Raw genomic sequence first — 10,410 nt, forward strand, 5'->3', positions numbered from 1 at the left:
TGGGGGTCGCTCTCCCTCTCCCGCGCTTTGTGGTTTTTTGGCGTGGGGACGGCCCCCCCGCCCACCCCCCCGCCCCCCCACGCCGTGGTGGCCGGCTCGGCGGTGCTGGTGGTCGCCTTCGTCGCGCTCAACCTGCTCGCCCAGTACTTCGGCCGGCTGCGCGCCACCGGCGGCCTCGACCACTACGCGACGCTCCCGGTGCCGCCGGCCGCCGTCGTGCTCGGCGCGGCCGGCGCCTACGCCTCCTTCACGCTGCCCGGCACCCTGGTGACCGCCGCCGCGGGCGCCTGGCTCTTCGACCTGCCGGCCGCCCACCTGTGGGTGCTGCTGGCCGTGGTCCCGCTGGCCGGCGCCGCGCTCTCCGGGCTCGGCGCGGCCTGCGGGCTGCTCGCGCCCCGCCAGGAGATCGCCACCCTGCTCGGCCAGCTCGGCATGTCCGCCGCGCTGCTGCTCGGGGTGCTGCCGGTGACCCACCTGCCGTCCGCGGTGCGGCTGCTGCGCGACCTGCTGCCCTCCACCTACGGCGTGGAGGCGTTCGCCCGCACGTTCACCGCGTCGCCCGACTGGGCGGCGGTCCTCGGCGACCTGGCGGTCTGCGCGGGCGTCGGGCTCTGCTCGCTCACCGCGGCGACCTGGGCCTACCGGCGGGCCACCCGCTGACCCGCCGCCGCCCGCACCCCGGGCCGGCCGCCGCCGGGCGGGGGATGATCGGACCGCGCCCGCCCTCTCGTGAAACGATGAGCCCGTGACCGTACCGAACACACCTCCGGGTCCGGGCGCCGAGCCGGCCGCCGCGCACGACCCGTTCGCCCCGCCGCCGCTGCCCGACCTGCCGAAGCGGCCGAAGGCCCCGCTCCTGCCGGAGCTGCGGGTCGGCGCGCTCACCGCGGTCGGCGGCGCGCTGCTCGGGGTGGTGCTCGGACTGCTCTGGCTCTGGCTGGCGCCGCAGGTCGGCCTGATCGTCAAGGGCGACCAACTGCTGTACGCCGACCCGGAGGGCGAGCAGCGGGCCGGTGCGGACTCCGTCTTCGCCCTGCTGGCGTTCGGCGCGGGGCTGTTCAGCGCGCTGGCGGCCTTCCTGCTCACCCGGAGGCGCGGCGGCGGGATCGCGGTCGCCGCCGGCCTGGCGGTCGGCGGGGTGGCCGGCTCGCTGATCGGCTGGCAGCTCGGCGTCCGGCTCGGCCCGACCTCGGACCTGGTCGGGCGGGCCCGGCAGCTCGGCGAGGGCGGCCGCTTCTCGGCCCCGCTGGAGCTCGGCGCGCACGGCGCCCTGCTGGTCTGGCCGATCACCGCGATGGTGGTGCTGCTGGTGCTGTCCGCCGCCTTCGGCAAGCGCGAGGAGGACCCGCCGCCGTACTGGGCCGGCCCGATCGGCCCCGGCCACGACCTCGGGTACGACCACGGCGACCGGGTGACCGGCCCCGACCGGGGGACCGGCCCAGCGCTGCCGCCCGCCGGCCCCGCCGCTCCCGAGGCGGACGGCCCCGGCCGCTGACCGGCCGGCGCGCCGTCAGCGCCCGATCGCGGCCGTCCGCGCGCCGGTCAGCGCGACCAGGTCGCCCGGCGCGAGCTCGACCTCCAGACCGCGCCGGCCGGCCGACACGAAGACCGTCGGGTGGCCGAGCGCGCTCTCGTCCAGGACGGTCGGCAGCGCCCTGCGCTGGCCGAGCGGCGAGATCCCGCCCAGGACGTAGCCGCTGCTGCGCTCGGCCGCGGCCGGATCGGCCATCGCCGCGCGCTTGCCGCCCACCGCCGCGGCCAGCGCCTTGAGGTCGAGCTGCCCGGAGACCGGGACGACGCCGACGGTCAGCGCGCCGTCCACGTCCGCGACCAGCGTCTTGAACACCCGCTCCGCGGGGATGCCGAGGACGGCGGCGGCCTCTCCGCCGTACGAGCCGGCCGCCGGGTCGTGGTCGTAGGCGTGCACGGTGAACGCCACGCCCGCCGCCTCCAGGGCGACCGTGGCCGGGGTGCCCTGGCCGCCCTTCTTCGTCTTCTTCGCCATCGGCGGCCTTCCGGATCGGATGCGTGTCAGTTCGGGCTGAACGCCTGGCGGGTCAGGTCGATCGCCGGCAGCGAGGGCAGCCACGCCAGCAGCGCGGTCTCCCGGTGCAGCAGCTCCAGCTCGGCGGTCAGGCGCTGCGCGGTGTCCGGGATGGCCAGCAGCTCCTGCTTGACCGGCGCGGGCAGCATCGCCGCCGCCGCGACCAGGTAGGAGAGCACCTGCGGGTCGTGCGGCAGCTCCTGGTCGCCGGCCAGGGTGGCCTCCCTCGCCCCGGCGAGGCGCCGCCGGTAGGTGCGGAACGCGCGCTCCACCACCGCGGCGAGCGCGCCCGCCCCGGTGCCGGACTCCTCCGCCAGCTCCTCGGTCTCGCCGACCAGGTACGGGCCGGAGGCGTCGATCGAGTCCAGCCGGAACCGCGTGGTGCCGGTGATCAGCAGCTCGTACCGGCCGTCGGCCTGCTCGCGGGCGCTGGTGACGTCCGCGACGCAGCCGACGTGGTACATCGCCTCCAGCGGGTCGCCGGTGACCGTGCCCAGGCCGTCCAGCGGCCCGGCCGGGCCCTCGCTCTCCCGGACGGGGGCGACCTCGCGCCCGTCCCGGATGGCGAGCACGCCGAACCGGCGCGGCCGGTCCTCGGGTTGGGCGAGCAGGTCGGCGACCAGACGGCGGTAGCGCTCCTCGAAGACGTGCAGGGGCATCACCAGCCCCGGGTACAGGACCGTGTTGAGCGGGAAGAGCGGGAGCCGTTCTGTCACGGCGCACAGCGTAGTTGCCCGGGCGCCCCGCGCGCCCGGGCGTTTCGCGGTGCGGCGGGCCGCGCCGCCGTCCGCGGCACGGGTGCGGCCCGCAGGTCAGCCGCGCTGCAGCAGCCGGGTGGCGCCGGTGACGACCGTGGTGGCCAGCACCCAGCCGGTCAGCACCAGCGCGGCGACGACGTACTGGCCGGTGTGCCCCGGGTTCCAGCCGTCCTGCCCGAGGTCGACCACCGGCAGCAGCCGGCTCAGCACGTACAGCGGCGCGTTCCAGGTCGGCGCCTCGTCGGCCTTCAGCGGCGGCGGCGGGTGCTCGGTGAAGTACGCCGTGCCCAGCAGCCAGGCCAGCAGCAGCCAGAGCGCGGCCCGGCCGGGCCGGTAGCCGTAGCCGACCGTGACGTCCTGCAGCAGCCCCCACAGCCGCGCGTGCGCCGGGAGCGCGCCCCGCCGCCGGCGCTGCTTGGCGTACAGCACCTCGCGGGCGTCCTCGTCGCGGCCGTCGCGGCGCAGCGCCGCGGCGAGCTGCTCGTACGGCTCGGGCTGGTACTCGCCGAGCGAGTCCTCCAGCCAGGCGATCCGCTCCGCGACCCCGAAGGGCGCCGCGGGCCGCAGCGACTCGTAGACGAAGCCGGTCATCCGCACCAGGCCCGCGCCGGGCCAGGCCTGCGGGGTGTCGACCAGGTTGCCGACCCGGGCCCGGGACAGCGACACCTGCCCGTCGGGCGGCGTCCGGCAGGCGAACCGCAGCTCCGGCGTCTGGATGCGCCGCAGTGACAGCTCCTGCCCGGCGAGGCGGAACTCGGCGTCGTGGATCAGGCAGGCCTGCTCGAACCTGGCGTCGACCAGCCGCACCCCGCCGCGGGCCCGGAACGGGGTCACCGGGGTGTCCGGCGTGCTCGGCACGCCGTAGCCGTAGCCGTAGTCGGTGCACGACGACGTCCAGCCGGCGTCCATCGAACCGGTGAGGTACAGCGTGTTGCCGACCGTCGTGCGGGCCAGGTTCAGGCAGTTGCGGCCCGGCTCGTCCATCCGCAGCTGCGCGCCGCGCAGCGACAGCCGGCCCCCGATCCGGCCGGCGCGCAGCCCGAACTCGCCGTACACCTCGACCCGTTCGGCCTCCAGGTCCTGGTGCACGGTGAGCCCGTCGGCGGAGAGCGCCCGCTGGTGCCGGTCGCCGCCCAGCACGGCCTGGTTGAGCAGCAGGTCGGTGCCGATCCGGGCGTCGGTGAGCCGCACGCCCTGCGGTACGACGCAGCGGGCGAGGTGCACGTCGCCGTCGGCGGACAGCCGGGACGCCTCCAGCCGGGGCATCAGGCAGCCGATCATGCGGATCGTGCCGGCCCGTGCCTCGGAGAGCCACACCGACCGGTCGAAGCGGCAGCCGTGCAGCTCGATGTAGTGGGCGATGTTCGCGCCGGCCAGCAGCAGCCGGCCGGTGACGTGCGCGCCGCTCAGCTTGAGCGCCGCGACGCGGCCTGGGGCCGGGTCGGGGCCCGACACCAGCAGCCGGGCGAGCACCTCGGCGCGCACCGTCCGGTCCGCGCCCCAGTCGCCGGAGGCCGCGGGGTCGTCGTCCTCCGCCTTGCCGGTGCGCAGGTCGAGCAGGTCGCCGTGCCGGAAGGCCTCCCACAGCCGCTGCTCCGGGGCCGTCCAGCCGTCCGGTGCCCGCTCCGCCATCGTCCCCCCTGATGATCCCCGGCCGTCTCGGCCTTCGTATCACGGACTGAAATGCGCGGCCTCCGTTTCCGGCCACTCCTTACACTGGGCTCTGTGATCTCTCGAATCGACCTGCGCGGCTCCGTCTCGGACCCGCGCGACCTGCTGCCCCGTGCCGAGTTCGACGTGGAGGCCGCCCTGGAGAAGGTGCGGCCGATCTGCGAGGACGTACGCCATCGCGGGGTCGCGGCGCTGATCGAGATCACCGAGCGGTTCGACGGCGTGAAGCTGGAGTCCACCCGGGTGCCCGAGGAGCGGATCACCGCCGCCCTGGAGACCCTCGACCCGAAGGTGCGCGCCGCACTGGAGGAGTCGATCCGCCGCGCCCGCCTCGTCCACCGCGAGCAGCGCCGCACCGACCACACCACCGAGGTGGTGCCGGGCGGCACGGTCAGCGAGCGCTGGGTGCCGGTCGACCGGGTCGGCCTCTACGTGCCGGGCGGCCTCGCGGTCTACCCGTCCTCCGTGGTGATGAACGTCGTCCCCGCGCAGGAGGCCGGCGTGCCCGGCATCGCCGTCACCTCCCCACCGCAGAAGGAGTTCGGGGGGTCCGTCCACCCGACGATCCTGGCGGCCTGCGCCCTGCTCGGCGTCACCGAGGTCTACGCCGCGGGCGGCGCCCAGGCGATCGCCATGTTCGCCTACGGCACCGAGGAGTGCCGCCCGGTCAACCTGGTCACCGGCCCCGGCAACATCTACGTCGCCGCCGCCAAGCGCCTGCTCAAGGGCCGGATCGGCATCGACGCCGAGGCCGGGCCGACCGAGATCGCGATCCTCGCCGACGACACCGCCTCCCCGCGGGACGTCGCCGCCGACCTGATCAGCCAGGCCGAGCACGACCCGATGGCCGCCTCCGTGCTGGTCACCGACTCCCCGGAGCTCGCCGCCGCGGTCGAGGCCGAACTGGCGGCCCAGGTCGCCAACACCAAGCACCGCGAGCGGGTCACCACCGCGCTCGCCGGCCGGCAGTCCGGCATCGTCCTGGTCGACGACCTGGAGCAGGGCCTCGCCGTCGTCAACGCCTACGCCGCCGAGCACCTGGAGATCCAGACCCGCGACGCCCGCGCGGTCGCCGCCCGCGTCCGCAACGCCGGCGCGATCTTCATCGGCCCGTACGCACCGGTCTCGCTCGGCGACTACGCGGCCGGCTCCAACCACGTGCTGCCCACCGGCGGCTGCGCCTGCCACTCCTCGGGCCTGTCGGTCCAGTCCTTCCTGCGCGGCATCCACGTCGTGGACTACTCCCGCGAGGCGCTCGCCGACGTCGCCGCGCACGTGGTCAACCTCGCCGACGCCGAGGACCTGCCCGGTCACGGCGACGCCATTCGCGCCCGCTTCGACTGGACGGTGCCCGGCTCTTGAACATCGACGACCTCCCCATCCGCGACGAGCTGCGCGGACAGTCCCCGTACGGCGCCCCGCAGCTCGACGTGCCCGTCCAGCTGAACACCAACGAGAACCCGTACCCGCTGCCCGAGCCGCTGGTCGCCCGGATCGCCGAGCGGGTCGCCGAGGCCGCCCGCCACCTCAACCGCTACCCGGACCGGGACGCCGTCGAGCTGCGCGAGGGCCTGGCCGGCTACCTCACCCGCACCACCGGCCACCCCGTCACCCGGCAGCAGGTCTGGGCCGCCAACGGCTCCAACGAGGTGCTCCAGCAGCTGCTGCAGACCTTCGGCGGCCCCGGCCGCACCGCGCTCGGCTTCGAGCCCTCGTACTCGATGCACGCGCTGATCTCCCGCGGCACCGGCACCGGCTGGATCTCCGGCCCGCGCAACGAGGACTTCACCATCGACCTCGACGCGGCCCGCGCCGCGATCGCCGAGCACCGCCCGCACGTCGTGTTCATCTGCTCGCCGAACAACCCGACCGGCACCGCCGTCGCCGCCGACACCGTCCTCGCCCTGTACGAGGCCGCGCAGGCCGCCCGGCCGAGCCTGGTGGTGATCGACGAGGCGTACGTCGAGTTCTCGCACCGCGCCTCGCTGCTGCCGCTCATCGAGGGCCGCCCGAACCTGGTGGTCTCCCGGACGATGTCCAAGGCGTTCGGCGCGGCCGGCCTGCGGCTCGGCTACCTCGCCGCCGACCCCGCCGTGGTCGACGCCGTCCAGCTGGTCCGCCTGCCGTACCACCTGTCGGCCGTCACCCAGGCCACCGCACTGGCCTGCCTGGAGCACACCGACACCCTGCTCGGCTACGTCGAGCAGCTCAAGGCCGAGCGGGACCGCGTGGTCGACGCGCTGCGCGGCCTCGGCCTGGAGGTCACCGACTCCGACGCCAACTTCATCCAGTTCGGCCGCTTCGCCGACACCCACGCCGTGTGGCGGGCGATCCTCGACCACGGCGTGCTAGTCCGCGACAACGGCGTCCCCGGGTGGCTGCGCGTCACCGCCGGCACCCCCGCCGAGAACGACGCCTTCCTGGACGCCGTCCGCCTCGTGATCAAGGAGCTGTAACCCCGAATGTCCCGTATCGGCCGCGTCGAACGCACCACCAAGGAGACCTCGGTCCTCGTCGAGATCGACCTCGACGGCACCGGGAGGACCGAGATCTCGACGGGCGTCGGGTTCTACGACCACATGCTCGACCAGCTCGGCCGCCACGGCCTCTTCGACCTCACGGTCAAGACCGACGGCGACCTGCACATCGACACCCACCACACCATCGAGGACACCGCCCTCGCGCTCGGCGCCGCCTTCAAGCAGGCGCTCGGCGACAAGGTCGGCATCTACCGCTTCGGCAACTGCACCGTCCCCCTGGACGAGTCGCTCGCCCAGGTGACCGTCGACCTCTCCGGCCGCCCCTACCTGGTGCACACCGAGCCGGATTCCATGGCGCCGATGATCGGCAGCTACGACACCACGATGACCCGGCACATCCTGGAGTCCTTCGTGGCGCAGGCGCAGATCGCCCTGCACGTCCACGTGCCGTACGGCCGCAACGCGCACCACATCGTGGAGTGCCAGTTCAAGGCGCTCGCCCGCGCGCTGCGCTACGCCTCCGAGCGCGACCCGCGCGCGGTGGGCATCCTCCCCTCGACCAAGGGTGCACTGTGAGCAAGTCCGCCGTCGCACTGATCTTCGTCGGCCTCTTCCTGGCCGGCGGCGTGATCTCGTTCTGGAAGCAGAAGCTGCCCAAGGGCGTCATCGCCGTGCTCGCCATCGGCGCCGTGATGTGCCTGGGCGCCGGCGTCCTGCGCCTGTAGCCCGGCGACCCCGAGAGACTGGATCCCACCCCTCATGGCCAAGAACGTCGTCGTCCTCGACTACGGCTCCGGCAACCTCCGCTCCGCCCAGCGCGCCGTCGAGCGCACCGGCGCGAACGTCACCGTCACCTCGGACTTCCGGACCGCCCTCGACGCGGACGGCCTGCTCGTCCCCGGCGTCGGCGCCTTCGAGGCCTGCATGCGCGGCCTGCGGGCCGTCCGCGGCGAGCAGGTCATCGGCCGCCGCCTGGCCGGCGGCCGGCCCGTCCTCGGCATCTGCGTCGGCATGCAGATCCTCTTCGAACGCGGCGTCGAGCACGGCGTGGAGACCGCCGGCTGCGACGAGTGGCCCGGCACCGTCGAGCCGCTGGACGCGCCCGTCGTCCCGCACATGGGCTGGAACACCGTCGACGCCCCCGAGGGCAGCCGGCTGTTCGCCGGCCTCGACGCCGACACCCGCTTCTACTTCGTCCACTCCTACGGCGTGCGCCGCTGGGAACTGGAGGTCCACAGCGCCCGGCTGCACGCCCCGCTGGTCACCTGGGCCACCCACGGACACCCGTTCGTCGCCGCGGTGGAGAACGGGCCGCTGTGGGCCACCCAGTTCCACCCCGAGAAGTCCGGCGACGCCGGCGCCGCCCTGCTGACCAACTGGGTCAACACCCTCTGAAGCCCCGAGCCTGGAGAGCCCGCACGTGAGCCGCCTCGAACTCCTCCCCGCCGTCGACGTCCGCGACGGCCAGGCCGTCCGCCTGGTCAAGGGCGCCTCCGGCACCGAGACCTCCTTCGGCGAGCCGCTCGCCGCCGCCCTCGCCTGGCAGGCCGCCGGCGCCGAGTGGCTGCACCTGGTCGACCTCGACGCCGCCTTCGGCACCGGCGACAACCGCGACCTGGTCGCCGAGGTCACCGGCCGCCTCGACATCAAGGTCGAGCTCTCCGGCGGCATCCGCGACGACGCCTCGCTCGCCGCCGCCCTCGCCACCGGCTGCACCCGCGTCAACCTCGGCACCGCCGCCCTGGAGAGCCCCGACTGGGTCGCCAAGGTCATCGCCGAGCACGGCGACCGGATCGCGGTCGGCCTCGACGTGATCGGCACCACCCTGCGCGGCCGCGGCTGGACCAGCGAGGGCGGCGACCTCTACGAGGTGCTCGCCCGCCTCGACGCCGAGGGCTGCGCCCGCTACGTCGTCACCGACGTCAACCGCGACGGCACCCTCACCGGCCCCAACCTGGAGCTCCTGGGCAACGTCTGCGCCGCCACCGACCGGCCGGTCGTGGCCTCCGGCGGCGTGTCGTCCCTGGACGACCTGCGGGCGATCGCCACCCTGGTACCGCAGGGTGTCGAGGGCTCCATCGTGGGCAAGGCGCTCTACGAGCAGAAGTTCACCCTCGAAGAGGCCCTGGAGGCTGTGTCCCGATGACCGAGACCCCGGCCGCACCACGTCCGTACCGAGTGTCCGGTTTCTCCCCCTGGGAGGACCAGTTCGGGTACTCCCGGGCCGTCGCGGTCGGGGACACCGTCCTCGTCGCCGGCACCACCGCGTTCGAGGGCGGCGTGGTCCACCACGAGGGCGACCCGTACACGCAGACCCTCGCGGCCTTCGAGGTCGCCTTCAAGGCCCTCGCCGAGTTCGGACTCTCCGTGGCCGACGTCGTCCGCACCCGGATGTTCATCACCCACGTCCGGGACTGCGACGAGGTCGGCCGGGCGCACAAGAAGCTCTTCGACGTGATCCGCCCGGTGGCGACCATGGTCGTGGTCCAGGGCCTGATCGACTCCCGGATGATGGTCGAGGTCGAGGTCGAGGCCTACCGTCCCGGACTCGCAACCTCCTTGGAAGGCAAGCAGTGACCCTCGCAGTACGTGTCATCCCCTGTCTGGACGTCGACGCCGGACGGGTCGTCAAGGGCATCAACTTCCAGAACCTCCGCGACGCCGGCGACCCCGTCGAGCTCGCCAAGCTCTACGACGCCCAGGGCGCCGACGAGCTGACCTTCCTGGACATCACCGCCTCGTCCGGCGACCGGGAGACCACCTACGACGTGGTGCGCCGCACCGCCGAGCAGGTCTTCATCCCGCTCACCGTCGGTGGCGGCGTGCGCACCGTCGAGGACGTCGACCGGCTGCTGCGGGCCGGCGCCGACAAGGTCGGCGTCAACACCGCGGCGATCGCCCGCCCCGAGCTCGTCCGCGAGATCGCCGAGCGGTTCGGCCGCCAGGTGCTGGTGCTGTCGGTGGACGCCCGGCGCGCCCCCGAGGACGCCCCCACCGCCTCCGGCTTCGAGGTCACCACCCACGGCGGGCGCCGCGGCACCGGCCTGGACGCCGTCGAATGGGCCGCCCGCGCCGCCGAACTGGGCGCCGGCGAGATCCTGCTCAACTCGATGGACGCCGACGGCACCAAGGACGGCTACGACCTGGAGATGATCCGGGCCGTCCGCGCCCGGGTGTCCGTCCCGGTGATCGCCTCCGGCGGTGCCGGCAAGCTCGACGACTTCGCCCCGGCTGTGGACGCAGGCGCCGACGCGGTGCTCGCCGCCTCCGTCTTCCACTTCGGCGACCTGACGATCGGCCAGGTCAAGGACGCCCTCCGGGAGACCGGCCACCCCGTCCGCTGACGGACCGCCGGCACCGGACACCTCCGGCCCCGGGCCCCCCCCCCCCCCGGCCCCCCCCGCCCCGCCCGGCCCCGCGCCCCCGAGTACCGAGCGCGGGGGTAGAACCCCAAAAA

Annotated in this window: 13 protein-coding genes; 10 read left to right on the plus strand and 3 right to left on the minus strand. The window is 74.6% G+C overall.

Translation table 11 applies throughout. The features are described from left to right. The coding region (locus ACFV0G_RS23685; RefSeq protein WP_380551308.1) for an ABC transporter permease at positions 1 to 660 on the plus strand (660 nt) is incomplete at its 5' end. 85 nt (positions 661 to 745) lie between these two features. Beyond that, positions 746 to 1,495 (plus strand): hypothetical protein, encoded by a 750-nt coding sequence (locus tag ACFV0G_RS23690; protein WP_380551311.1) that lies wholly within the window; start codon positions 746 to 748, stop codon positions 1,493 to 1,495. Between the two features lie 15 nt (positions 1,496 to 1,510). Here the strand turns inward: ACFV0G_RS23690 and ybaK are convergent, their stop codons facing one another. The 3 genes from ybaK to ACFV0G_RS23705 form a co-directional block, all read right to left on the minus strand. Continuing rightward, positions 1,511 to 2,005: a Cys-tRNA(Pro) deacylase gene (ybaK, locus tag ACFV0G_RS23695; protein ID WP_380551314.1), complete on the minus strand. Its 495-nt coding sequence runs from the start codon at positions 2,003 to 2,005 to the stop codon at positions 1,511 to 1,513. Between the two features lie 26 nt (positions 2,006 to 2,031). Further along, entirely contained in the window at positions 2,032 to 2,760 is a 729-nt protein-coding gene (locus ACFV0G_RS23700; RefSeq protein ID WP_380551316.1) for an LON peptidase substrate-binding domain-containing protein, read from the minus strand. A 96-nt stretch (positions 2,761 to 2,856) separates the two neighbouring features. Beyond that, a complete protein-coding gene (locus ACFV0G_RS23705) occupies positions 2,857 to 4,434 on the minus strand; it encodes an oxidoreductase (protein ID WP_380551319.1) in 1,578 nt (525 codons plus the stop codon). Between the two features lie 93 nt (positions 4,435 to 4,527). Here ACFV0G_RS23705 and hisD point away from each other — a divergent pair, with 93 nt between their 5' ends. The 8 genes from hisD to hisF are packed head-to-tail and all read left to right on the plus strand — an operon-like array spanning position 4,528 to position 10,297. After that, positions 4,528 to 5,835, plus strand: coding sequence for a histidinol dehydrogenase (gene hisD / locus ACFV0G_RS23710; protein ID WP_380551322.1), 1,308 nt, complete (start codon positions 4,528 to 4,530; stop codon positions 5,833 to 5,835). After that, a complete protein-coding gene (locus ACFV0G_RS23715; protein WP_380551325.1) occupies positions 5,832 to 6,929 on the plus strand; it encodes a histidinol-phosphate transaminase in 1,098 nt (365 codons plus the stop codon). Before hisD ends, ACFV0G_RS23715 begins: the two co-directional genes overlap by 4 nt. Positions 6,930 to 6,935: 6 nt before the next feature. Further along, the gene (gene hisB, locus ACFV0G_RS23720; RefSeq protein ID WP_380551328.1) at positions 6,936 to 7,529 is read left to right on the plus strand and encodes an imidazoleglycerol-phosphate dehydratase HisB; all 594 of its coding nucleotides are present in this window, start codon (positions 6,936 to 6,938) and stop codon (positions 7,527 to 7,529) included. Further along, a complete protein-coding gene (locus ACFV0G_RS23725; RefSeq protein ID WP_380551331.1) occupies positions 7,526 to 7,678 on the plus strand; it encodes a hypothetical protein in 153 nt (50 codons plus the stop codon). Before hisB ends, ACFV0G_RS23725 begins: the two co-directional genes overlap by 4 nt. A gap of 34 nt (positions 7,679 to 7,712) precedes the next feature. Further along, complete coding sequence (hisH, locus tag ACFV0G_RS23730; RefSeq protein WP_380551334.1) at positions 7,713 to 8,348, plus strand: imidazole glycerol phosphate synthase subunit HisH; 636 nt, start codon at positions 7,713 to 7,715, stop codon at positions 8,346 to 8,348. A gap of 25 nt (positions 8,349 to 8,373) precedes the next feature. After that, positions 8,374 to 9,099 (plus strand): bifunctional 1-(5-phosphoribosyl)-5-((5-phosphoribosylamino)methylideneamino)imidazole-4-carboxamide isomerase/phosphoribosylanthranilate isomerase PriA, encoded by a 726-nt coding sequence (gene priA, locus ACFV0G_RS23735; protein ID WP_380551337.1) that lies wholly within the window; start codon positions 8,374 to 8,376, stop codon positions 9,097 to 9,099. Beyond that, complete coding sequence (locus tag ACFV0G_RS23740) at positions 9,096 to 9,530, plus strand: RidA family protein (RefSeq protein WP_380551340.1); 435 nt, start codon at positions 9,096 to 9,098, stop codon at positions 9,528 to 9,530. The genes priA and ACFV0G_RS23740 overlap by 4 nt, the downstream gene beginning before the upstream one ends. Further along, a complete protein-coding gene (hisF, locus tag ACFV0G_RS23745; RefSeq protein WP_380551343.1) occupies positions 9,527 to 10,297 on the plus strand; it encodes an imidazole glycerol phosphate synthase subunit HisF in 771 nt (256 codons plus the stop codon). Before ACFV0G_RS23740 ends, hisF begins: the two co-directional genes overlap by 4 nt. The last annotated feature ends 113 nt before the right edge of the window (positions 10,298 to 10,410 follow it).

The sequence above is a fragment of the Kitasatospora sp. NPDC059571 genome (assembly GCF_042735675.1).
Lineage (GTDB): Bacteria > Actinomycetota > Actinomycetes > Streptomycetales > Streptomycetaceae > Kitasatospora.

Bases quoted from the DNA above. Each gene is read 5' to 3' on its own strand.
- ybaK (WP_380551314.1), bottom strand. From the start codon at position 2,005: ATGGCGAAGAAGACGAAGAAGGGCGGCCAGGGCACCCCGGCCACGGTC.
- ACFV0G_RS23705 (WP_380551319.1), bottom strand. From the start codon at position 4,434: ATGGCGGAGCGGGCACCGGACGGCTGGACGGCCCCGGAGCAGCGGCTG.
- hisB (WP_380551328.1), top strand. From the start codon at position 6,936: ATGTCCCGTATCGGCCGCGTCGAACGCACCACCAAGGAGACCTCGGTC.
- hisH (WP_380551334.1), top strand. From the start codon at position 7,713: ATGGCCAAGAACGTCGTCGTCCTCGACTACGGCTCCGGCAACCTCCGC.
- ACFV0G_RS23740 (WP_380551340.1), top strand. From the start codon at position 9,096: ATGACCGAGACCCCGGCCGCACCACGTCCGTACCGAGTGTCCGGTTTC.